This window comes from Pseudomonas sp. NC02 (genome assembly GCF_002874965.1).
In the GTDB taxonomy this organism is placed as follows: Bacteria; Pseudomonadota; Gammaproteobacteria; order Pseudomonadales; family Pseudomonadaceae; genus Aquipseudomonas.
In genome coordinates this window covers 1,755,141-1,777,802 of record NZ_CP025624.1, presented here as the reverse complement: position 1 = coordinate 1,777,802, position 22,662 = coordinate 1,755,141, and the positions used below count along the sequence as shown (strand labels likewise).

19 protein-coding genes are annotated in these 22,662 nt (G+C 60.6%); 8 read left to right on the top strand and 11 right to left on the bottom strand.

Features of this window, described 5'->3' with window-relative positions; translation table 11 throughout:
* Positions 1-38: 38 nt before the first annotated feature.
* From C0058_RS08315 to ppsA, 8 genes are all read right to left on the bottom strand, one after another.
* Complete coding sequence (locus C0058_RS08315) at positions 39-1,022, bottom strand: OmpA family protein (protein WP_003215016.1); 984 nt, start codon at positions 1,020-1,022, stop codon at positions 39-41.
* A 107-nt stretch (positions 1,023-1,129) separates the two neighbouring features.
* The gene (gene sigX / locus C0058_RS08310; RefSeq protein WP_003215014.1) at positions 1,130-1,720 is read right to left on the bottom strand and encodes an RNA polymerase sigma factor SigX; all 591 of its coding nucleotides are present in this window, start codon (positions 1,718-1,720) and stop codon (positions 1,130-1,132) included.
* An 87-nt stretch (positions 1,721-1,807) separates the two neighbouring features.
* Entirely contained in the window at positions 1,808-2,632 is an 825-nt protein-coding gene (locus C0058_RS08305; protein WP_008432650.1) for a mechanosensitive ion channel domain-containing protein, read from the bottom strand.
* A gap of 2 nt (positions 2,633-2,634) precedes the next feature.
* Positions 2,635-2,880 carry a hypothetical protein gene (locus tag C0058_RS08300; RefSeq protein ID WP_003215011.1) on the bottom strand — a complete coding sequence of 82 codons (246 nt, stop codon included), beginning with the start codon at positions 2,878-2,880 and terminating at the stop codon, positions 2,635-2,637.
* An 86-nt stretch (positions 2,881-2,966) separates the two neighbouring features.
* Positions 2,967-3,962, bottom strand: a complete 996-nt coding sequence (locus tag C0058_RS08295; RefSeq protein WP_003215009.1) for a zinc transporter ZntB — start codon at positions 3,960-3,962, stop codon at positions 2,967-2,969.
* A gap of 25 nt (positions 3,963-3,987) precedes the next feature.
* Positions 3,988-4,479: a ribonuclease E activity regulator RraA gene (gene rraA / locus C0058_RS08290; RefSeq protein ID WP_003215007.1), complete on the bottom strand. Its 492-nt coding sequence runs from the start codon at positions 4,477-4,479 to the stop codon at positions 3,988-3,990.
* A gap of 222 nt (positions 4,480-4,701) precedes the next feature.
* Positions 4,702-5,691: an alpha/beta fold hydrolase gene (locus C0058_RS08285; protein ID WP_102368362.1), complete on the bottom strand. Its 990-nt coding sequence runs from the start codon at positions 5,689-5,691 to the stop codon at positions 4,702-4,704.
* Between the two features lie 107 nt (positions 5,692-5,798).
* Entirely contained in the window at positions 5,799-8,174 is a 2,376-nt protein-coding gene (ppsA, locus tag C0058_RS08280; RefSeq protein WP_003215003.1) for a phosphoenolpyruvate synthase, read from the bottom strand.
* Positions 8,175-8,352: 178 nt separating this feature from the next.
* Between ppsA and C0058_RS08275 the strand changes: the two genes are divergently transcribed.
* Positions 8,353-9,171, top strand: a complete 819-nt coding sequence (locus tag C0058_RS08275) for a pyruvate, water dikinase regulatory protein (RefSeq protein WP_003215001.1) — start codon at positions 8,353-8,355, stop codon at positions 9,169-9,171.
* Positions 9,172-9,360: 189 nt separating this feature from the next.
* Here the strand turns inward: C0058_RS08275 and C0058_RS08270 are convergent, their stop codons facing one another.
* Positions 9,361-10,785, bottom strand: a complete 1,425-nt coding sequence (locus tag C0058_RS08270) for a PLP-dependent aminotransferase family protein (RefSeq protein ID WP_102370226.1) — start codon at positions 10,783-10,785, stop codon at positions 9,361-9,363.
* Positions 10,786-10,935: 150 nt separating this feature from the next.
* On the opposite strand from C0058_RS08270, the gene C0058_RS08265 reads away from it, so the two are divergent.
* The 7 genes from C0058_RS08265 to C0058_RS08235 all read left to right on the top strand — a co-directional run bounded on the left by C0058_RS08265 (position 10,936) and on the right by C0058_RS08235 (position 19,685).
* Positions 10,936-11,829: a DMT family transporter gene (locus tag C0058_RS08265; protein WP_166742189.1), complete on the top strand. Its 894-nt coding sequence runs from the start codon at positions 10,936-10,938 to the stop codon at positions 11,827-11,829.
* Between the two features lies 1 nt (position 11,830).
* Positions 11,831-13,690, top strand: a complete 1,860-nt coding sequence (gene moeB, locus C0058_RS08260) for a molybdopterin-synthase adenylyltransferase MoeB (RefSeq protein ID WP_102368361.1) — start codon at positions 11,831-11,833, stop codon at positions 13,688-13,690.
* 24 nt (positions 13,691-13,714) lie between these two features.
* Positions 13,715-14,629, top strand: a complete 915-nt coding sequence (locus C0058_RS08255; RefSeq protein ID WP_043225528.1) for a PLP-dependent cysteine synthase family protein — start codon at positions 13,715-13,717, stop codon at positions 14,627-14,629.
* Between the two features lie 22 nt (positions 14,630-14,651).
* Positions 14,652-15,644, top strand: a complete 993-nt coding sequence (locus C0058_RS08250; RefSeq protein ID WP_003214992.1) for a serine O-acetyltransferase — start codon at positions 14,652-14,654, stop codon at positions 15,642-15,644.
* 2 nt (positions 15,645-15,646) lie between these two features.
* Positions 15,647-16,375, top strand: a complete 729-nt coding sequence (locus C0058_RS08245) for an alanyl-tRNA editing protein (RefSeq protein ID WP_003214990.1) — start codon at positions 15,647-15,649, stop codon at positions 16,373-16,375.
* A gap of 227 nt (positions 16,376-16,602) precedes the next feature.
* Positions 16,603-18,348 carry an ABC transporter permease subunit gene (locus C0058_RS08240; protein ID WP_102368360.1) on the top strand — a complete coding sequence of 582 codons (1,746 nt, stop codon included), beginning with the start codon at positions 16,603-16,605 and terminating at the stop codon, positions 18,346-18,348.
* Between the two features lie 14 nt (positions 18,349-18,362).
* Positions 18,363-19,685 (top strand): AAA-associated domain-containing protein, encoded by a 1,323-nt coding sequence (locus tag C0058_RS08235; protein WP_008432668.1) that lies wholly within the window; start codon positions 18,363-18,365, stop codon positions 19,683-19,685.
* A gap of 113 nt (positions 19,686-19,798) precedes the next feature.
* Here the strand turns inward: C0058_RS08235 and prpD are convergent, their stop codons facing one another.
* Together prpD and prpF are read right to left on the bottom strand one after the other, a co-directional pair.
* Complete coding sequence (gene prpD / locus C0058_RS08230) at positions 19,799-21,283, bottom strand: 2-methylcitrate dehydratase (protein WP_102368359.1); 1,485 nt, start codon at positions 21,281-21,283, stop codon at positions 19,799-19,801.
* A gap of 161 nt (positions 21,284-21,444) precedes the next feature.
* Complete coding sequence (gene prpF / locus C0058_RS08225; protein ID WP_102368358.1) at positions 21,445-22,635, bottom strand: 2-methylaconitate cis-trans isomerase PrpF; 1,191 nt, start codon at positions 22,633-22,635, stop codon at positions 21,445-21,447.
* Between the last annotated feature and the right edge of the window lie 27 nt (positions 22,636-22,662).

Sequence of the window (22,662 nt, the reverse complement as noted above, 5' to 3'; positions counted from 1 at the left end):
GCCCGGCCTAAGCCGGGCTTTTTTCTACAACTCAGTAATTACTGAGCTGCTTGTGCTTCTACCGAGGCTTCTACGCGACGGTTGATAGCACGGCCAGCTTCAGTTGCGTTGTCAGCAACTGGGCGGGATTTGCCATAACCAACCGAGCTTACACGGTTAGGAGCAATACCGTCTTTGACCAGGACTTGCTTAACAGCGTCAGCACGACGCTGGGACAGCTTCTGGTTGTAAGCGTCAGGACCGACGGAGTCAGTGTGACCTTCAACAACGGTGGTGGTTTGTGGGTACTGTTTCATGAAGTCAGCGAGGTTTTTCACGTCGCCGTAGCTGTTAGGCTTAACAACCGACTTGTCGAAGTCGAACTTCACGTCCAGCTCAACACGAACAACCTGAGCAACCGGAGCTTCTGGCTCTGGGGTTGGCTCTGGAGCTGGTGCTGGGGTAGGAGCTGGAGCAGTTTTGCCAGCGTTGCCGCCGAAGTTTACGCCCAGGCCAACCAGTGCGGAGTAGTCCCACTTGCCGTTGTCGATAGCGTAGTCAGCTTCAACACCAGCACGTGCGAACAGGTTGTCGGTGAAGTAGTACTTCACACCAGCGCCAGCGATAGCCAGGGTCGATTGATCGCGACCTTTGTGACCATCAGCTTCAACGTTGGTACGGCTCTGGTGGCCGAAACCGCCCTCTACGTATGGACGCAGGGAGTCGACGCCAGCTTGACCGAAGTGGTACTGGGCAGTAACGCTGCCGGTATCACCTTTGATCTTCTGGTTGCCAGTACCGTCGTTCGAACGGGTGTGGTTGGTAGTGTCGTAGTTCAGGTTGATCGACACGTCGTCGGTCAGGAAGTAACCGATGCTGGCGCCAGGATTGAAGCCGTCTTCGATATGTTTGACGCTATCGTTGAACTGCTTTTTGTAAAACAGCTGGCCTTCAACTGCGCCTTGGCCTTGTGCCAGAGCGCCGACAGAAGTGGCAGCAATAAGAGTACCAATGGCCAAGCCCAAGGTGTTTTTCAGTTTCATCCGTTAAATCCCCATCTGGTGATTGTAAAGCAGTCCCACATACCGGGGGACAACTCGGCGACAAGTCTAACAGAACTTGCCTACACGTAAGAGATATTTGCCACGCACTAAGTTTCAGTGCTGCCCGCAAATTTCTCACGTAATTTATCAAGAGCGCGTTTGTAACGCATTTTTGTAGCACTCAAACCCATATGCATGATGTCAGCGATCTCCTGAAACTCCAGCTCTGCGACAAATCGTAGCACCAGAATTTCCCGGTCAATCGGATTCACATGCACCAACCAGCGATCGAGTCCGCCCTTTTCTTCCGGGGTAGGCGCCTTTTCCTCAGACGCTTCCTCAAGGGGGTCCAGACTCAAAGCATCCATCAAGCGACGCTTTCGCCGTTCCTTCCGATACTGCGTGATGCACTCGTTGTACGTGATGCTATAGAGCCATGTCTTGAACTTCGATTTTCCCTCGAAGTTCTTCAGGCCGTATAGCACCTTGAGCATCACTTCCTGACAGACATCATCCGCATCTCTATCGTTCCCTAAATACCTTGAACAAACGTTGAACAGAGTGCGTTGATACCTGCGCATCAATTCTTCGTACGCGCGTGTTACGTGAAACAGCTCCGTGTGCGAGCGCGCGACCAACTCCTCATCAGAGAGCTCACGGGGGTCATAGCGCGTGGACAGCGTTTGGGCTTTATTCAAAACAAGTCGTGCCGACAGTCAGGTCAATGTCCGCCATGGCCTGGATACCCAGGTTTGCGGCGGCGTACATTAGCAGGATTCGCCGGGTTAGCGGCTAGTCACATGCTGTTCCAGCAGGATCCGGTTCGAAAGCGACACCAGTTCGCCATCGTCCGTCAGCACTGTCGTCTTGACCGTGCCGATCTCCTCGATCTGCCCTTCGACCTCGCCCACACGCACTTGTTGCCCAACCTGATATAGCTCACGCACATAGATTCCCGCAAGAATCTGCCCGGCAATTTCCCGGCTTCCCAGTCCCATGGCCAGCGCAACGGCCAGACCAACGGTAATCAAAACAATCACAATCACATGGTTCAGCAGGTCAGTCTTGACCTCCAGCTGGCTGATCGCGACCGAAATACTGATGATAATCACCAGACCCTGGGCAATTCGCCCCAGGCCGCTGGCGTAATCCAGACCCACGCCTTCAGCCGCGCCACGCACCAGGCCATTGGCCAGTTGCGCCAGCAAAACCCCTACCAGCAACACCAGCGCGCCACCGAATACTTTCGGCAAATACAGCGCCAGCATGTCGAGCGTAGCTGAAACTCGCTCAAGTCCAAGGGATTCAGCCGCAGAAACCAGAAAAATCAGCAAAACAAACCAATAAACGATCTTGCCGATCAGGGTCGAGATCGGCACTTGCAACCCGGCACGCCCCAAAATCTTGGTCAGGCCGGTGCCACCCATCAATCGATCAAGACCCAGCTTAGCCAGCAATTTGGAAAGCAGGGTGTCAAGCAGCTTGGCCACGACAAAACCCAGCAGTACCACCACCAGTGCACCAAACAGGTTGGGAATGAAATTCGCCACCTTGGTCCACAACGCAGTCATTGCAGTTACCAGACTCTGGGTCCAGAGATCGAGTTCCATATTCATTCAGCCTTATCAGCAGTGCGAGCAAGAGGTTTACGACGGGAAACCGGTGAGACATGGGCCGAACCATTGTTCAAGGCCATCATCAACGCCGGCAACCAGCGGCCAAGCAGACCGAACAGATCCCCAGCCCCGACCTGGCGGTTGGCGGTTTTCAAGACGCGACCCAGGCAAGCATCGTCGTCCCGGTTGGACGGCGAGGCATTGAGCATGTCACGCAAAGACTGTTCGAACGGATCGTGCATAAAAAACCTCTCGCAAGTGATTTAAAAGACGAGGGTAAAATTCTTCGGGTCACATGACCTCTTTCCACGTTCAGGTCACATTCAGCTCAAACCCAACGTAACCGTCGAAACAACCACCATTGCCCGACCGCCACCGTGACCATCATCAGGCAAGCAATCAGGAACCCGTAAGGGCTGGAAGAGAACGGAATTCCGCCCACATTGATGCCCAGCAAACCGGTCAGGAAACTCATCGGCAGGAAGATCCCGGTGATGATCCCGAAGCGGTACATGGTGCGGTTCATGCGCAGGCTCAAACGCCGGTCTTCGGTCTCCAGCACAAGCCCCACGCGCTCCCGGGCCAGCTCAAGCTCTTCCAGGTAGCGGGTCAGGCTGTTGTTCAATTCGTTCCAGTAGTCAGCATCGTCGTCACAGAACCAGGGCAATTTGATCCGGGTCAACTGCGCGAAAATATCCCGCTGCGGCGACAGGAAACGTTTAAGCCCGGCGGCGCGCCGACGGATCTGCAAAACGCTGCCATGCTCCGGAGTATACCGTTCGTCGGCATCCAGTTTTTCTTCTTCGATATCGACGATTTCGGACAAGTCGCTGACCAGATCCTGAACCTTGTTGGTCAGGTACTGCGCCATATACAGGACCAGTTCCGAGGAAGTCTTCGGCCCCTTGCCGTCTGCCAGTTGCACCAGCAACTCGTCGGTGGCGCGCAATGGGCGCAAACGCAGGGAAATCACCCGCGCTGCCGAGGCAAAGATCCGCACCGAGACCATGTCTTCCGGTTCGGCGCCGGGATTGAGGTTGACCCCGCGCAAAAACAGCAGCAGCTCGGCATCCGGCAGCGGCAACAGGCGTGGGCGAGTGTTCTCCTCCAGCAGCAGGTCACAGGCGAATTCGCTGAGGCCGCTGGATTTGCGCAACCAGGTCTGGGTCTGGGGATGGCTACGGTCCCAATGCAGCCACAGGCTTTCCTGAGGCTGCAGTTGCAGCTCATCAAGCTCTGTCCGGGCAATCGAACGCGCACCACCTTTACCGTCCAGCACCAGGGCATGCACCAGCCCCCACTGCGCGTTTTCTTCCTCGAACATCCTCACCCCTGTCGGCTACTGCTGTTTATTCAGGCATCTTCAGCGGGCTGGGGGAGACGATCACACCGTTATTGTCGGCGTACACGTACTCGCCCGGGCGGAAGGTCACGCCGGCGAATGTCACCGCCACGTTCAAATCGCCAATACCGCGCTTGTCAGTCTTCATCGGGTGGCTGGCCAGGGCCTGCACGCCCAGGTCGGTCTGGGCGATTACGTCGACATCGCGGATGCAGCCGTAGATCACCAGCCCTTCCCAGCCGTTTTTCGCGGCTTTCTCGGCGATCATGTCGCCCAGCAACGCGCGGCGCAGGGAACCTCCACCATCGACCACCAGCACCTTGCCGGCCCCATTGAGCTCGGCTTGTTCCTTGACCAGGGAATTGTCTTCAAAGCACTTGATGGTCACGATCTCGCCACCAAAGGAGTCCCGGCCGCCGAAATTGCTGAACATCGGCTCAACCACCTGCACCAGCTCCGGATAGGCATCACACAGGTCGGGGGTAAGGTAATGGTTCATCGAGAAACTCCTGTAGGTGAAAGAAGGTGTCAAACATCCCACTGTTTACTTACATCTGGAAACGCTTTGCCGTGAAGGTTCTTTAATCCGGGCCGAATAGTCAGGCCCATCGGATAGCAACGCAAGACCCACTGCGCGACTGAATATGACCAGAACCACCCAACGCGTCATATCTTAGCCTCTACGGCAAACAAGCGAAACGCCCCTGATAGAGCCTTGCGCTCAAACCGCTGCCAGTTCCTGCGCCTGCGCCCCCAGCAAAGGTGTAAGCGGATTTTTCAACCAGCGCGTCACCAGCGGCCACACTTCAGCCTGGGCGGCCTTGCTGACGAGCATCTCGACATGCCCGAAATTCCCGCTGAACCCTTGCTGGCGCCCCAGGCACAGGTATTGGCGATGCTCGGAGCCGACCTGCTCAAAGAGCTTGCGACAGGCCCAGTCCGGGTCCTGGTGATCGCCGGCGGCGCTCACCGCCAACAGCGGCACGTCAACCTCGGCCAGGCCTTTCCACCAATCCTGCTTACCTTCGCCAAAGCGGCCGAACAGCCCATTCCAGCGCATGGCTTCAATCAATACGCCCGCCGGCTCGTCCTCCGGGCCGCGTTTCCACCGAGCGCCGGACAATTGGCCGAAACGTTTCAAGAGCAGGCGACCGGTCCACTCCACCGGTGGCAACTTCAACGGCCAATGCGTGCGACTGACCTGGCAGCCAAACAGCGCCACCGAGGCCACTGCCGGCGCGCCAAGGTGCTGCCCACCCAGGGCCGCAGCCAGGGTTGTGCCACCCAGGGAATGCCCGATCCAGTGGGGAATCTGCCCGCTTTGCTCACGCACGAAGGCGGCAATGGCCGGCAAGTCGTAGCGAGCATAGTCGGCGACACGATTCCTGGCGTAGTCCTGGTTGCGCCGGGACAGCCCGTGACCGCGCATTTCCGGGATCCAGACGTCAAACCCTTCGCGCGCCAGGTAGGCGCCCAGGCCGATCCCCTTGGGCGAGTACCAGAAGCGGCGGTTGGAAAAACTGCCATGCAACAAAACCACCGGCACGCCCCGGTTTTCCGGGACGTCAGCCAGGCCCAGGCGGGTCACGGCCAGCTCGACGGTACCGTCAGGGCTGTTGCCGGGTTTCAGCCGATACACATCTTCACTCAGGTCGCCACGACGCTCAGCGCTGATCAAGGCGACGGGAAACAGGTTGCTGCTGCTTTGCATAATGCTCTTGCACAAAAAAGGGCGGCGTCCGGAAGGAGTTCCGCCCTGTACAGAATGAGAAATGCCGGCCAACCGCAAGGTTGACCGGCACTTTTGGGTGTTGCGTGTTACGCCTGAGCTTGGCCTTCAGCCAGGAAGAACCAGGTTTCCAGTACGGAATCGGGGTTCAGCGAGACGCTTTCGATGCCCTGCTCCATCAGCCACTTGGCCAGGTCCGGGTGATCGGAAGGGCCTTGGCCGCAGATCCCGATGTACTTGCCGGCCTTGTTGCACGCCTGGATGGCGTTGGCCAGCAGCTTCTTGACCGCAGGGTTACGCTCGTCGAACAGGTGGGCGATGATCCCGGAGTCGCGGTCCAGGCCCAGGGTCAGCTGGGTCAGGTCGTTGGAACCGATGGAGAAGCCGTCGAAGAACTCCAGGAACTCTTCAGCCAGGATGGCATTGGATGGCAGCTCGCACATCATGATGACGCGCAGGCCGTTCTCGCCACGGGACAGGCCGTTTTCAGCCAGCAGGTCCACCACCTGGCTCGCTTCACCCAGGGTGCGCACGAACGGCACCATGATTTCGACGTTGGTCAGGCCCATCTCGTTGCGCACGCGCTTGAGGGCGCGGCATTCCAGCTCGAAGCAGTCACGGAAGGCTTCGCTGATGTAGCGCGAGGCGCCACGGAAGCCGAGCATCGGGTTTTCTTCTTCCGGCTCGTAAAGCTTGCCGCCGATCAGGTTGGCGTACTCGTTGGACTTGAAGTCCGACAGGCGCACGATGACCTTTTTCGGGTAGAACGCCGCTGCCAGGGTGCTGATGCCTTCCACCAGCTTCTCGACGTAGAAGCCCACCGGGTCGTTGTAGCCGGCGATGCGCTTGTCGACGCTTTCCTTGATGTCCGGCGGCAGGCCGTCGTAGTTCAGCAGGGCCTTGGGGTGCACACCGATCATGCGGTTGATGATGAACTCCAGGCGGGCCAGGCCCACACCGGCGTTCGGCAATTGCGCGAAATCGAAGGCGCGGTCCGGGTTGCCGACGTTCATCATGATCTTGAACGGCAGGTCGGGCATGGCGTCGATGGAGTTTTGCTTGATATCGAAGCCCAGCTCACCTTCGAAGATGAAGCCGGTGTCGCCTTCAGCGCAGGACACGGTTACGCCCTGGCCGTCTTTCAACAGTTGGGTGGCGTTACCGCAACCGACCACTGCCGGAATCCCCAGCTCGCGGGCGATGATCGCCGCGTGGCAGGTACGCCCGCCACGGTTGGTGACGATGGCGCTGGCGCGCTTCATCACCGGTTCCCAGTCCGGGTCGGTCATGTCGGAGACCAGCACGTCGCCTGGCTGGACCTTGTCCATCTCGGACACGTCCTTGATGATCCGCACCTTGCCGGCGCCGATGCGCTGGCCGATGGCACGGCCTTCCACCAGCACGGTGCCGGTTTCTTTCAACAGGTAGCGTTCCATGACGTTGGCCGAGGTGCGGCTCTTCACGGTCTCAGGGCGGGCCTGGACGATGTACAGCTTGCCGTCGTCGCCGTCCTTGGCCCATTCGATGTCCATCGGGCACTTGTAGTGCTTCTCGATGATCATCGCTTGTTTGGCCAGTTCGCTGACTTCGGCGTCGGTCAGGCAGAAACGCGCGCGTTCGGCCTTGTCGACATCAACGGTTTTCACCGAGCGACCGGCCTTGGCCTCGTCGCCGTAGATCATCTTGATCGCCTTGCTGCCCAGGTTGCGGCGCAGGATGGCCGGGCGGCCGGCTTCAAGGGTGTGTTTATGGACGTAGAATTCGTCCGGGTTCACCGCGCCTTGTACGACGGTTTCGCCGAGGCCGTAGGCGCCGGTGATGAACACCACGTCGCGGAAGCCCGATTCGGTGTCCAGGGTGAACATCACGCCGGCGGTGCCGGTTTCCGAACGCACCATGCGCTGCACACCGGCAGACAGGGCCACCAGCTTGTGGTCGAAACCCTGGTGCACGCGGTAGGAAATGGCGCGATCGTTAAAGAGAGAGGCGAACACTTCCTTGGCTGCGCGGATCACGTTTTCCACGCCGCGGATGTTCAGGAAGGTTTCCTGCTGGCCGGCAAAGGAGGCGTCAGGCAGGTCTTCGGCGGTGGCCGAGGAGCGCACGGCGACAGCCATGTCGGGGTTACCGGCCGACAGCGTGGCAAACGCGGTGCGGATCTCGGCGTTGAGCTTCTCGGGGAACTCGGCTTCCATGATCCATTGACGGATCTGGGCGCCAGTCTTGGCCAGGGCGTTGACGTCATCGACGTCCAGCGCATCGAGGGCGGCATGGATCTGATCGTTGAGGCCGCTCAACTCGAGGAAATCACGGTAAGCCTGGGCGGTGGTGGCAAAACCACCTGGCACCGATACACCGGCGCCCGCAAGATTACTGATCATCTCGCCCAGGGATGCGTTCTTGCCCCCTACGTGCTCTACATCATGGACGCCGAGCTTATCGAGGGAAACTACGTACTCTACCAAGGTGATCTCTCCACTTTCTGTGTTGGAAAAGCTCAGGACGCCGGCGGCTCAGTAGGAGCGGTTACCGGCGTTTGTGGCCTGGACCTGGAAAATAAGTGAGAATGCGGCCCACTGCGGGACGGCAAAATCGCGCCTATCATATCCAAGATTCGTCATCAGCTTAAGGCCCAAGGCTCAAATGAAACGATCTGCTTTCTTTATCTCCGACGGCACCGGCATTACAGCCGAAACCCTGGGTCAAAGCCTGCTGGCGCAGTTCGAAAACATTACCTTCAGCAAATTCACGCGACCCTATATCGATAGCGTGGATAAAGCGCGAGCCATGGTACAACAAATCAATCTGGCGGCCGAAAAAGACGGATTTCGTCCGATCATTTTCGACACCATCGTCAATCAGGACATTCGTGAGATCCTCGCCACCTCCAATGGTTTCATGATCGACATCTTCTCTACCTTCCTGGCGCCGCTGGAACAAGAGTTAAGTGAACATTCGTCATACTCTGTCGGAAAATCTCACTCCATTGGCCATAACTCCAACTATATGGAGCGGATCGAGGCGGTGAACTTCGCCCTCGACAACGACGACGGCGCCCGCACCCACTACTACGACAAGGCTGATTTGATCCTGGTGGGCGTGTCCCGCTGCGGCAAGACGCCGACCTGCCTTTATATGGCCATGCAGTTCGGGATTCGCGCGGCCAACTACCCGCTGACCGAAGACGACATGGAGCACCTGACGCTGCCGAGCGCCCTGCGCGCGCACCAGCACAAGCTGTTCGGGCTGACCATCGACCCGGACCGCCTGACGGCGATTCGCAACGAGCGCAAGCCCAATAGCCGTTACTCCAGCTATGCGCAGTGCGAATTTGAAGTGCGGGAGGTGGAAAATCTGTTCCGCCGGGAAAATATTGCGCACATCAATTCCACGCATTTTTCGGTGGAAGAGATTTCGGCGAAGATACTGGTGGAGAAAGGGGTGGAGCGGCGGTTCAAGTAACTCCGCGCGCTGGCCAAGGTGCTTGTGTGGCGAGGGAGCTTCTGTGGCGAGGGAGCTTGCTCCCGCTCGACTGCGCAGCAGTCGCAAACCAGACGACTGGTATTTAGTGAATGGCTTTGGGGCTGCTTCGCAGCCCAGCGGGAGCAAGCTCCCTCGCCACAGGGGTCATGTTCACACAAGCTGTTGGGTTCACAGGTGAAACCGCCCCCCACCCTGCCCCAGCGCCGTCGCCAGCGCATCGAACCCATCCAGCAGCAACTGATCATCCCCCGACGTATTGCAGATGCTCGCCCGAATGAATTGCGGCACCGCCGTCTGCCCCACCGCGAACGCTTCGGCTGTCGCAATCAGGTAATTGTTCTGCTTTAACTCCGCTTCGATTTCCGACGCGCGCCATGGCTCCGGGACTTCGATCCAGAAGTGCGGGCTGTTCAGGTGAGTGCGGTACTCCAGCCCGATCAACAAACCTTCCACCAGTGCCTTGCGGCGGCTGATTTCCTGGATCTGCTGGTGCAACAGGTGTTCCGCCGTGCCGTTTTCGATCCACTGGGTCGCCAGTTCCAGGGTGACCGGCGTGGCCATCCAGCAGGTGGAACGCAAGGCCGCAGAAATCCGGCTGACCAGCGCCGGCGGTGCATGCACGTACCCAACGCGCAAGCCTGCCGATACCGCCTTGCTCAGGCTGCTGATCAGAATCGTACGCTCCGGGGCAAAATGACTCAGGGGCGGCGGACGGTCTTCCACCAGCACACCGTGGGCCTCATCCTCGAGAATCAGCAGGTTGTGTTCCCGACAGACCTTCACCAATGCCTCACGGCGCGGGACCGATAGCACCGCTGTCGTAGGATTCTGGATGGTCGGCGTGCAGTACAACGCCGACACCCGGTGATTGCGGCAGACTTCATCCAGCGCCCCCGGCAGCAGCCCTTCTTCATCCATTTCCAGGCCGATCAGGCGGATGCCCAGCATGCGCGCGGCGGTGATCAACCCTGGATAGGTCAACTGTTCGGTCACCACCGTATCACCGGCTCGCAACAGCGCCATCATTGCGCAGAGCAACCCATGCTGGCCGCCGTTCACGCAAATCACCTGCTCGGGAATCGGGTGGAAATCCCGCTGCACCAGCCACTGCGCACCCGCCGCCCGGTAACGCGGCAGCCCGGCATCCGGGGTGTAGGCACTGATGTCCTGCAAGAACTTGGCGTTGTTCGCCAGCGTCTGGAAGCTCTGGGCCAGGAACGTGGTCTCCTGCCCGGGGATGTGCATGTTGCGGCTCATATCAAAGTATTGCCGCGGCTCGTCGCTGAAGTTGCGAAAGCCTTCATCCCGCTGGCGCTCCATCCCACGCTTGCGTACGAAAGTACCGTCGCCGACCCGCGCCACTACCAGCCCCAGGCGTTCCAGCTCGCCGTAGGCGCGGCTGATGGTGCCAATGGTGACCCCCAGATTGTCGGAAAGCACCCGATGAGGCGGCAGTTTTCTTCCCGGTTCAATCAAGCCTTCAAGGATGCCTCGCTCCATGACATCGGACAGGCGCTTGTACTTCACGCCCTGCCCGTTGGAGAGTCCTTCTCGCATAATTGACACCATGTCAATATTTGTTTTGACAGCCATCATTCGCCCTAATAGTGTGCTTTTACGGGTTCAATCACCGAATCACGGCACTCAATATAGAGGTCAATTCGGTCTCATGGAAGCAATGTCACGATGCCAATGTCCGCCGTTCTCGAAAATGCTGGAAAAACAAAAACTCACAAGCAGTGGTTGGCCGGGCTGATTACCAGTGTGATGTTCCTGATCGTGTGTCTCAGCTGGGGCACTACCTGGCTGGGCATCAAGATCGCCGTGGAAAGCGTGCCACCGCTGACCTCCGCCGGGCTGCGGTTCCTGATCGCGTTTCCGCTGTTCCTGTGTTTCGCCTGGGTGCGCCGCGAGCCGATCCTGTTTCCCCGGGAAAGCCGCTGGTTCTTCGTGTTTGTGACGCTGTCCTACTTCAGCGTTCCGTATTACCTGCTCAACTACGGCGAAATGCATGTCTCGTCCGGCCTCACCGCGCTGCTGTTCAGCTGCATGCCGGTGTTTATCCTGATTTTCTCCGCGCTGTTCCTGCGCGAGCGCATCTACTTTTCCCAGGTGATCGGCATCGCCATCGGGTTCGGCAGCCTGTACATGATCATCAAGAGCCAGGGCCTGCACCTGGACCACGCCGAGTTCTTCGGCGTGCTGGCGATCCTCGCTGCGGCGATCATGCATGCCTTGTGCTACGTGATTACCAAGAAACAAGGCAGTGCCATCAGCGTGATCACCTACAACACCCTGCCCATCGGCATCGCCGGGTTGATGCTGTTTGTCGCCGGGCTGTGGTTTGAAACCCCGACCTTTGAAGACATCACCCTGCGTTCCTGGAGTGCGCTGTTCTACCTCGGGCTGGTGGCCTCGGTGGGCGGCTTTATCGTGTATTTCATGCTGCTCAAGCGCCTGAGCCCGATCATTTTGTCCTTCGTGTTCATCATCTTCCCGGTGTTCGCGGTGATCATCGGGGCCTGGTACGAGGGCGTGCAGATTTCCAGGGACCTGATGATGTATTCGGCGATCCTGCTGGCCGGCTTTGCCATCACCAAGCTGCCCATCGAAAAGCTCCTGGCGAAGAAAAACTGAGATGAAGGTCCTGAGCCCAAGCGCACTGGAGCAGATCTACGCCCACGCCGACCGCAGCTACCCCGAGGAATGCTGCGGCTTCGTTTTCGCCGATGGCAGCGTGTACCTGGGCAGCAACATCCAGAACGAGCTGCACCGCAAGAACCCCGAGATGTATCCACGCAGCGCCGCCAACGGCTACACCTTTTCGGTGGCCGACACGCTGATGATGAACAAGGCGTTTCGCGGTGATAACCCGGTGGTGGTGATCTACCACTCCCACCCTGACGTCGGCGCGTATTTCAGCGACGAAGACCAGGACAAGGCCCTCTTCATGGGCGAGCCGATCTACCCCGTAAGTTACCTGGTGGTGGATGTTCGCCAGGGCAAGACCCAAGGTTCCAAGCTGTTTGCCTGGGATGGCAAACGTTTCGCCCAAAACCCCTTCAACGACCTGCAAACGGAGTTGTGCATGAACGCTGTCTCTTTCCCCGACATCCTGGTCCGCGTGGCCAAGCTGCCAGCATCGACCCTCGAGGGTGCCGGATCGACATTGCGCGAAGTCATTGAAAACCTCTGCATCGAGCACCCGCAATTGCGGGCGCACCTGCTCTACGAGAACAACCAGCTCAAGGAACACTTCCTGTTCACCGCCGAAGAGGAACTGATCGACGCCAACGACCGGTTGCCCGAAAAAGCCAAAATCGAAGTGTTGCTGGCCACCTCCGGCGGCATGGACGTCGACCAACTGAGCAACGAAGAAGTGCAGCGCTACGTGCGCCACATCACCCTGCCCGGCGTCGGCCGCGAAGGCCAGTTGAACCTGAAGAAAGCCCGCGTGCTGATCATCGGCACCGGCGGCCTCGGTTCGCCCATCAGCCTGTACCTGGCGGCAGCCGGCATCGGCACCCTGGGGCTGGTGGATTTCGACGTGGTGGAAAGCAGCAACCTGCAACGCCAGATCGTCCACGGCAACAGCACCCTGGGCCTGCCCAAGGTCGAGTCCGCCAAGCAGCGCTTGCAGGACCTCAACAGCCACATCCAGATCAACACCTACGACACCGCCTTCAACACCGACAACGCCCTGGAACTGGTGGGCGCCTATGACCTGGTGATCGACGGCACCGACAATTTCGAAACCCGCTACCTGGTCAACGACGCTTGCGTGCAGTTGGGCAAGCCGTTGGTGTACGGCGCCATCTACCGCTTCGACGGGCAGATCAGCGTGCTCAACTATAAAGGCGGGCCGTGCTATCGCTGCCTGTTTCCCCAGGCACCACCGGCGGAACTGGCGCCCAACTGCAGCGCCGGCGGGGTCATCGGCGTATTACCCGGGGTGGTCGGGATGATCCAGGCCACCGAGGCGATCAAGCTGCTGATCGGCATTGGCGAACCACTCTCGGGCCGGCTGATGCGCTTTGATGCGCTGGCGATGAAGTTCAGCGAGATCCGCTTCAAGCGCCGCGCCGACTGCCCTTGCTGCTCGGAACTGCGCCACAGCCAAACCATCGCCCCCGCCGTCTGCGCCGACGCCCTGCCAAGCCAACCTTCCCTGGCCGAAGAACGCTACATCAAGCCGCGGGTGCTCAAGCAACTGCTCGAGCAACACAGCAAGGCCGACGTACTGCTGGATGTGCGGGACGCCAGCGAGCTGGAAGTGTGCAAGTTGCCGGGGGTGGTGCACATCCCGCTGGCCGAGCTCGACGGGCAACTCGCCAACCTCAGCCGCGACAACACCCACTACCTCATCTGCTACGCCGGGACCCGCGCGGAGCAAGCCGCCAGCACCTTGCTGGCCGCCGGATTCGCCAACACCAAAGTACTGCAAGGTGGCATGAAACACTGGGTTCGCGACGTCGAACCCGACATGCCTTTGTACTGATCAGCGGCCATGGGCTCTTACTTGATGTTGCATAACTCGATACTCGACGCCATTGGCCAAACGCCCATCGTGCGCCTGGAACAGTTTTCCGAAGACCTCGGCATCGAGGTCTACGCCAAGCTGGAATCCCTCAACCCCGGCGGCAGCCACAAGGCACGCATCGCCCTGGGCATGATCCTCGACGCCGAGCGCCGGGGCATTCTGATTCGTGGCTCAGGGCAAACCATCATTGAGCCCAGCGGCGGCAACACCGGCATCGGCCTGGTGATGGCCGGTAACGTGCTGGGCTACAAAGTGGTGCTGGTGATCCCCGACAACTACAGCCCCGAGAAGCAGAAACTGCTGCGCCTGTACGGCGCCAGGGTGGTGCTGTCGGACAGCCGCCTGGGCAACAATTCCCACGGCGAAAAGTGCATGGAGCTGCAGCTGGAAAACCCCAGCTACGTGATGCTCAACCAGCAGCGCAACGGCGCCAACCCGCAGACCCACCGTGACACCACCGCCCGGGAAATCATCCGCGCCTTCGGCGAGCTGCGTGTGGACTACTTCGTCAGCGGCATCGGCACCGGCGGCCATATCACCGGCATCGGCGAAACCCTCAAGAGCACCTGGCCGGCGATCCGCGTGATGGGGGTGGAGCCGGAAGAGTGCGACCTGCTCAGCGACCGCCATGCGCCGCACCATATCCAGGGCCTGTCGATCGGCTTGATCCCGAGCATTCTCAACGTCGCGATCATTGACGGAATGCTCAAGGTGTCGCGCCAGGAATGCCTCGACATGATCAAACGCATCATGCGCACCGACGCCATCAGCCTCGGGCTGTCGTCGGCCGCCAACATGGTAGCCATCGCCAAGCTGGCGCCGGAGCTGCCCACCGACACCGTCGTGCTGACCATGGTCTACGACAGTGCCGACAGCTATCTGCCCTGTTTTGAATAACAACTATTGCGGGGGTGCCTCCATGGGGGGCTTTATCGACATGCAACAACTGCACGATGAGTTGCTCACCCACCTCATCACCACGCTTACGCCTGCGCAGTTGAAGCAGCTGGAGGCGCATCTCGCGCCGCTGATCCAGGCGGCGGCCCAGGCGGTGGCCGAAGACCTGATCGCCTATGCCTGGCGCGACCCGGCGTCCCGTGGGCGCGGAGAGCTGATCCTGGAGTCCTACGCCTCGTTCAAGGCCGTGCTGTATTACCGCCTGGCCCACCTGGTGTGGAATTTCCCGGACAAGAACAACGGCGTGTTTTCCGCCATCGCCCTGAAGCTGAGCAACCAGGGCAAGATCCTGTCCGGCGCCGAAATTCACCCTGCGGCGCGGATCGGCCGGCGCTTTGTGCTGGACCACGGTTACGGCACGGTCATCGGTGAAACCTGCGAGATCGGCAACGACTGCTACATCCTCTGCGGCGTGACCCTCGGCGCCCGGGGCATCGCCAACAACCCGGACGGCAAGCGCCACCCGCGGCTGGGCAACAACGTGGAAGTCGGCTCCGGCGCACGGGTGCTCGGTTACGTGCTGATCGGCGACAACGTGTTCATCAGCCCGTCCTGCGTGATCACCCAGGACGTGCCGGCCGGCACCAAGGTCAAGGTGGTCAACCAGATCCAGTTGCAGAAAAACGATGAGTCGGACCACAGCAATTACCTCGGCGCGTTTGCCCTCGACGAACGCCTGCACGTGGTGGGCGAAGTCAACGCCAGCCACAAGGTGACGGTATTGGACGCTGACTTTCATCCCCTGCCCGGCCTGCTGCTGGAGCCGACAGTCAAGGAACGTCATCACCTGCAATTCCGCCTGCGGCACATCGAAACCAACGCCTACCCGCCGCGCCTGCCGCTGAACCTGAAAGTGACCGGGCCCGAATTTGAAATCACCCTGCTATCTCCTCCTGGCTTGAGCGCGATGGTTCGTCGCCTGCTGCAAGCCAGCCCACTGATCGTCGGAGGTTGAACATGTCCGTGCACACCATGGAAACCCTCGCGCTGTTCGACAGCGCGCCTTACCAAAATGCCTTCAGTGCGCGGGTGATTGCCGTCAGCGAACAGGGAATCGCCCTGGAGCACACGCTGTTCTACCCCACCGGCGGCGGCCAACCGGGGGACACCGGCCATTTCATCCTGCCCGACGGCAGCCGCGTCGACATCACCGGCACCGTGCGTGACCCGGTGCTGCGCTCGATCATCTGGCACCAGGTAGAACACTGCCCCGAGCAACTGGCCGCCGGGATGCAGGTAGACGCCAGCCTGGACTGGGAACGTCGCTACCAGCACATGAAAATGCACACCTGCCTGCACCTCCTGTGCTCGATCATCGACGCTCCGGTGACCGGTTGCAGTATCGGCGCCGACAAGGGCCGCCTGGATTTCGACCTGCCGGAAATGACCCTCGACAAAGAGACCATCACCCGTGACCTCAATGCCTTGATCGAACAGGCTCATGGGGTGAAAACCCTGTCCATGCCCGCCTCGGAGTATTCAACCCTGCTGCAGATCACTCGCACCCAGGCGGTGGCGCCACCGGTCATCCAGGGGGCAGTACGGGTGATTGAAATCGCCGGGATCGATATCCAGCCCTGCGGCGGCACCCATGTGACCAATACCGAGGAAATCGGCCGGGTGTTCTGCGAAAAAATCGAGAAGAAGAGCAAACACAATCGCAGGGTGATCCTGCGGTTTGAATAACCGCCGAGCGACGACCGGGGCGCCGACGCCCTAGTCGCCGTTCGTACAGGAAACTGACAGCAAATTTATGCGCTTGTAACATTCAGAAACGTACAATCCCGCCAGCAACGCCTCGTTGCCCCTGACTCGCGAAAACAGCGCCCGCCCTTCTCGGTGGGTCATTCGTGCAGCAGCTAAGCTCACTCCCATCACGCCCCTGAACCTGAACGCTGCAGGAATGACTGCCTATGAAAAGAGTGTTCCGTCACTACATCCCTGCATCCACATTGCGCTTGCTACCCAACCGCTGGGATTTGGTCGCCCTGCCCCTGGTGATCGGCTTTTTACTGTTTTTCTCCATCACTGCGCGGGAAACCTGGGCGCCTATCGCCACCCTGCAGAGTGAAGTGATCTCGCTGGACCCGGCCAACCTGCCGGAATACGCGATGCGCACCACGATGCGCATGCTGGCGGCGATGGTTGCAGCGCTGGTGTTCACCCTGTTGTACGGCACCCTGGCCGCCAAAAGCCGGCGCGCCGAGAAACTGCTGGTGCCCGTGCTCGACATCCTGCAATCGGTACCGGTACTGGGTTACATCTCGTTCACGGTGACGTTCTTCCTGCTGCTGTTCCCCGGGCGTGTGCTCGGCGCGGAGTTCGCGGCCATCTTTGCGATTTTCACCAGCCAGGCCTGGAACATGACGTTCAGCTTCTACCAGTCGCTGCGCATGCTGCCCCATGACCTGGTGGAAGTGTCGACCAACCTGCGGCTTTCCGGTTGGCAGCGGTTCTGGAAGCTCGACGTACCCTTCGCCATGCCCGGGCTGGTGTGGAACATGATGATGAGCATGTCCGGCGGCTGGTTTTTCGTGGTCGCCTCCGAGGCCATTACCGTCGGCGACAAGACCATCACCTTGCCGGGCGTGGGCTCATACCTGGCCCTGGCGATTGCCCAGAAAGACCTGCACGCCGTGGGCTACGTGATCCTGGCGATGATTGTGGTCATCCTGATGTACGACCAGTTCCTGTTCCGCCCACTGGTGGCCTGGGCCGACAAGTTCCGCATGGAGACCACCGCCTCCCAGGGTGCCGCGCCGCAATCCTGGCTGCTGAACCTGATCCAGCGCACGCGCATCGTCCAGCGCGTCCTGCGGCCTGTCACCCGCGCCATCAGCCGCATTGGCAACAAGCGCTTCAGCCTGGCGGGCGGTGCACTCAAGGCGCTGCCGGCAGAAACCCCGAAAGCGTCAAAAGTGATCGACTGGGTATGGGGCGCACTCATCGCGCTGCTGGCCGCTTATGCGCTGTACCACATCGTGCAGTACGTCGGCACCGAAGTGACCCTGGCCGAAGTCGGCCACGTATTTGTGCTGGGCTTCATCACGCTGCTGCGTGTGGCTGGCCTGATCCTGATCGCCTCGCTGATCTGGGTGCCGCTGGGCGTGATGATCGGCTTGCGCCCGGCCCTGGCGGAAAAGATCCAGCCGCTGGCGCAGTTCCTCGCGGCCTTCCCGGCGAACCTGCTGTTCCCGGTGTTCGTCATCGTGATCCTGCACTACAACCTCAACCCGGATATCTGGCTGAGCCCGCTGATTGTGCTGGGCACCCAGTGGTACATCCTGTTCAACGTGATCGCCGGAGCCAGCGCGTTCCCGAATGACTTCAAGGAAGCCGCCGCCAACTTCCGCATTCGCGGCTGGTTGTGGTGGCGCAAGGTGATGCTGCCGGGGATTTTCCCGTACTACGTCACCGGCGCGATTACCGCCTCGGGCGGTGCCTGGAACGCCAGTATCGTGTCCGAGTACGTGTCCTGGGGCCACGACAACGTGGTCGCCCACGGGCTGGGCGCCTACATCGCCCAGACCACCGCGGCCGGCGACTTCCCGAAGATCGCCCTGGGCGTGGTGGTGATGTCGATCTTCGTGGTGGCGTTCAACCGCGCTGTGTGGCGGCCGATGTACGCCATGGCTGAAAACAAACTTCGTCTGAATTGATGGGACTCGCTGTGATGACTACCTATACCGAGCATGCCGCCGACACTCCGGAAATCTACTCGTTGAAAAACGTGAACCGGGTGTTCGGCAAAGGTAAAGACGAGCTGCAAGTCCTCAGCGGCGTGAACTTGAGCCTGCACGAAGGCGAGATTGTCGGCATGCTCGGCCGGTCCGGCTCGGGCAAGTCGACCTTGCTGCGCATCATCGCCGGGCTGATTCAGCCGTCGTCGGGCGAAGTGCGCTACAACGGCGCGCCACTCACCGGCCCGGCCGAAGGCGTGGCCATGGTGTTCCAGACCTTCGCGCTGTTCCCGTGGCTGACCGTGCTGGAAAACGTCGAGGCCGGCCTGCAAGCCTTGCAGGTCGAGCGCAAGGAATCCCGCAGGCGCGCCCTGGCGGCCATCGACCTGATCGGCCTGGACGGTTTTGAAAACGCCTACCCGCGCGAACTGTCCGGCGGCATGCGCCAACGCGTGGGTTTCGCCCGCGGGCTGGTGGTGAACCCGACCCTGCTGCTGATGGACGAACCGTTCTCGGCGCTGGACGTACTCACCGCCGAAACCCTGCGCACCGACCTGCTGGATCTGTGGAGCGGCAAGCAACTGCCGATCAAGTCGATCCTGATCGTGACCCACAACATCGAAGAAGCCGTGCTGATGTGCGACCGCATCCTGGTGCTGTCGTCCAACCCTGGCCGGGTGGTGGCCGAGATCAAGGTGCCGTTTGCCCACCCGCGCAACCGCCTGGACCCGACCTTCCGGCAAATGGTCGACGACATCTACGCCCTGATGACCGACCGCCGCAGCGCCGACGCGAGCAGAGGTTTGCCTGAGCTGAAAATGGGCAGCCTGTTGCCGGAAGTCTCCACCAACCTGATGGCTGGCCTGATCGAAACCCTGGCCGCCGAGCCCTACAATGGCCACGCCGGCCTGCCGACCGTGGCTGAACGGCGTTTGCTGGAAGTCGACGATCTGTTCCCGGTGGCGGAGATGCTTGAGCATTTGGGCTTCGCCGAACTCAAGGGTGCCGATATCACCCTGACCGATGCCGGCAAACTGTTCGCCGACTACGGCACCCAGGAGCGTAAAACCCTGTTCGCCGAACACTTGATCCGCCACGTGCCATTGGCCGCGCGCATTCACCAGGTGTTGCTTGAGCGCAGCGGCCACCGGGCGCCACGGGTGCGCTTCGAGCAGGAACTGGAAGACTCGATGACGGAAGCCTTTGTGGAGAAAACCCTGGAAAGCGTGGTGGCCTGGGGGCGGTATGCGGAGATCTTCTCCTATGACGACCATACCGAGACGTTCAGCCTGGATGATGTGGAAGGCAGCATGTAGGTTTAATGTGGGAGCGGGCTTGCTCGCGAATGCGGTGGATCAGCCATATATGTATTGGCTGACACTCCGCATTCGCGAGCAAGCCCGCTCCCACATTTGACCAGTGGTGTTCTTCAGATGACGAACAGGTCCACAAACCGGTTTACCGGAGTGGCCTCAAGCCGTGCCTGATCCTTGCACAGCGCAAAAATCTCGGCACTGCGCTGCGCGGTAAACCGGGTCGCCAGGTTGGCCTTGAACTTGTCTTCAAGCAACGGAATGCCATCCACCCGACGGCGACGGTGGCCAATCGGGTATTCCACGGCCACCTGTTCGGTGCTGGAACCATCCTTGAAGAACACCTGCACCGCATTGGCGATGGAGCGCTTGTCGGCCTCCAGGTATTCGCGGCTGTAGCGCGGCTCCTCGACAATCACCATCTTCTCCCGCAGCTCATCGATGATCGGATGGGCCGCGTGGAATTCATCTTCGTATTGCTCGGCCACCAGGTTGCCAAACGCCAGCGGTACGGCGGTCATGTACTGCAGGCAATGGTCGCGGTCCGCCGCGTTGGCCAACTGCCCGACCTTGGAGATGATCCGGATCGCCGATTCGTGGGTGGTGATCACAATCTTGTCGATCTCATGCAGGCGGTGCTTCACCTGTGGGTGCAGGGTGACTGCTGCCTCGCAGGCGGTTTGTGCGTGGAACTCGGCGGGGAAGCTGATCTTGAACAGCACGTTCTCCATCACATACGTGCCGTAGGGCTGCGACAGGCTGAAGGCGCGCTTGTCTTCGGGCTTGAGCGCCAGGTCCTTGTTGGTGTGGCTGAACAGCACGTCGTAAAAGCCCCACTGCGGCGCGCTCAACACACCGGGAATGCCCATCTCGCCGCGCATGGCGATATCCGCCAGGCGCACCCCGCGACTCGACGCATCCCCCGCCGCCCACGACTTGCGCGAACCGGCGTTCGGCGCATGACGATAAGTACGCAATGCCTGGCCATCGACAAACGCCTGGGACAGGGCCGACAGCAGTTGCTCACGGTTGGCGCCCATCAGCTTGGCGGTGACGGCGGTGGAGGCGACTTTCACCAGCAGCACGTGGTCAAGGCCGACACGGTTGAAGGAGTTTTCCAGGGCAATCACACCCTGGATTTCGTGGGCCATGATCATCGCCTCCAGCACTGCCCGCACGGTCAGCGGTGCGTCGCCGTTGGCCACGCGTTTTTGCGAGAGATGGTCGGCGACCGCGAGGATGCCACCGAGGTTATCGGAAGGGTGACCCCATTCGGCGGCAAGCCAGGTGTCGTTGTAGTCGAGCCAGCGCACGATACAGCCGATGTCCCATGCGGCCTTGACCGGGTCCAGGCGGAACGAGGTGCCCGGCACCCGTGCGCCGAACGGCACCACCGTGCCTTCGACGATCGGCCCCAGGTGCTTGGTGCACTCCGGGAAACGCAGGGCCAGCAGGCCGCAACCGAGGGTGTCCATCAGGCAGTTGCGGGCGGTGTCGAGGGCATCGCGGGATTCGATCCTGAAATTCAGTACGTAGTCGGCGATGTCCTGCAGGACCTGGTCGTAGTCGGGGCGGTTGTTCTGGTCGACGTTGGCGCTCATGGCAGTACTCCAAAGTGGGTTAGGTGTGGTCCATCCTCAGGGTCAGGGTGATCGTTCCCACGCTCTGCGTGGGAACGCCGCCTTGGACGCTCTGCGTCCCGTAAAAGGGTGACGCAGAGCGTCACGGGATGCATTCCCACGCAGAGCGTGGGAACGATCGGTTAGAAAGCGTCGCCGGGGACGCGTACGAACCCTTCCATCAACACTCGCGCACTGCGGCTCATGATGGCTTTTTTCACGACCCATTCACCGTCGACCTGGCTGGCCTCGGCGCCTACGCGCAACGTCCCGGAGGGATGCCCGAACCGCACCGCATTGCGCTCCACGCCGCCCGCCGCCAAATTCACCAGCGTGCCGGAAATCGCCGCCGCCGTGCCAATCGCCACCGCCGCCGTGCCCATCATCGCGTGGTGCAACTTGCCCATGGACAGCGCCCGCACCAGCAGGTCGACATCACCCGCCTTGATCGCCTTACCGCTGGACGCCACGTAGTCCGCAGGCCGCGCCACAAACGCCACCTTCGGCGTGTGCTGACGCTGGGCCGCTTCGTCCAGGTGTTTGATCAAGCCCATGCGCAGCGCACCATGGGCGCGGATGGTTTCAAACATCGCCAGGGCCTTGGGGTCGCCATTGATCGCGCCCTGCAACTCGGCGCCGGTGTAACCCAGGTCCTGGGCGTTGATGAAGATGGTGGGAATCCCGGCATTGATCAGCGTCGCCTTGAACGTGCCGACACCCGGCACTTCCAGGTCATCCACCAGGTTGCCGGTAGGGAACATTGAGCCACCGCCGCCCTCTTCTTCCGCCGCCGGGTCCATGAATTCCAACTGCACCTCGGCGGCCGGGAAGGTCACGCCGTCGAGTTCGAAGTCGCCGGTTTCCTGCACCGCACCGTCGGTGATCGGTACGTGAGCGATGATGGTCTTGGCGATATTCGCCTGCCACACCCGCACCACGGCCACGCCGTTGTGCGGAATGCGCGCGGCATCTACCAGGCCGGCGCTGATGGCGAACGAACCCACCGCCGCCGACAGGTTGCCGCAGTTGCCACTCCAGTCCACGAACGGTTTGTCGATGGACACCTGGCCGAACAGGTAGTCCACGTCGTGATCGGCGCGGGTGCTTTTGGCCAGGATCACGGTTTTGCTGGTGCTGGAAGTCGCGCCGCCCATGCCGTCGATTTGCTTGTCATACGGGTCGGGGCTGCCGATCACCCGCAACAACAACGCATCCCGCGCCGCGCCCGGCACCTGGGCCGACTCGGGCAAATCCTTGAGGCTGAAAAACACGCCTTTACTGGTGCCGCCACGCATGTAGGTGGCGGGAATCTTGATCTGCGGTACGTGTGCCATGGTGGTCCTCATGGGCCGGGGCGTTGA

Coding starts and splice junctions, on each gene's coding strand:
- C0058_RS08255 (WP_043225528.1), top strand. CDS start 13,715: ATGTTGCATAACTCGATACTCGACGCCATTGGCCAAACGCCCATCGTG.
- C0058_RS08305 (WP_008432650.1), bottom strand. CDS start 2,632: ATGGAACTCGATCTCTGGACCCAGAGTCTGGTAACTGCAATGACTGCG.
- C0058_RS08295 (WP_003215009.1), bottom strand. CDS start 3,962: ATGTTCGAGGAAGAAAACGCGCAGTGGGGGCTGGTGCATGCCCTGGTG.
- C0058_RS08235 (WP_008432668.1), top strand. CDS start 18,363: ATGACTACCTATACCGAGCATGCCGCCGACACTCCGGAAATCTACTCG.
- C0058_RS08300 (WP_003215011.1), bottom strand. CDS start 2,880: ATGCACGATCCGTTCGAACAGTCTTTGCGTGACATGCTCAATGCCTCG.
- C0058_RS08270 (WP_102370226.1), bottom strand. CDS start 10,785: ATGGCTGTCAAAACAAATATTGACATGGTGTCAATTATGCGAGAAGGA.
- C0058_RS08285 (WP_102368362.1), bottom strand. CDS start 5,691: ATGCAAAGCAGCAGCAACCTGTTTCCCGTCGCCTTGATCAGCGCTGAG.
- C0058_RS08275 (WP_003215001.1), top strand. CDS start 8,353: ATGAAACGATCTGCTTTCTTTATCTCCGACGGCACCGGCATTACAGCC.
- C0058_RS08240 (WP_102368360.1), top strand. CDS start 16,603: ATGAAAAGAGTGTTCCGTCACTACATCCCTGCATCCACATTGCGCTTG.
- rraA (WP_003215007.1), bottom strand. CDS start 4,479: ATGAACCATTACCTTACCCCCGACCTGTGTGATGCCTATCCGGAGCTG.
- prpD (WP_102368359.1), bottom strand. CDS start 21,283: ATGAGCGCCAACGTCGACCAGAACAACCGCCCCGACTACGACCAGGTC.
- C0058_RS08315 (WP_003215016.1), bottom strand. CDS start 1,022: ATGAAACTGAAAAACACCTTGGGCTTGGCCATTGGTACTCTTATTGCT.
- moeB (WP_102368361.1), top strand. CDS start 11,831: ATGAAGGTCCTGAGCCCAAGCGCACTGGAGCAGATCTACGCCCACGCC.
- C0058_RS08250 (WP_003214992.1), top strand. CDS start 14,652: ATGGGGGGCTTTATCGACATGCAACAACTGCACGATGAGTTGCTCACC.
- C0058_RS08245 (WP_003214990.1), top strand. CDS start 15,647: ATGTCCGTGCACACCATGGAAACCCTCGCGCTGTTCGACAGCGCGCCT.
- prpF (WP_102368358.1), bottom strand. CDS start 22,635: ATGGCACACGTACCGCAGATCAAGATTCCCGCCACCTACATGCGTGGC.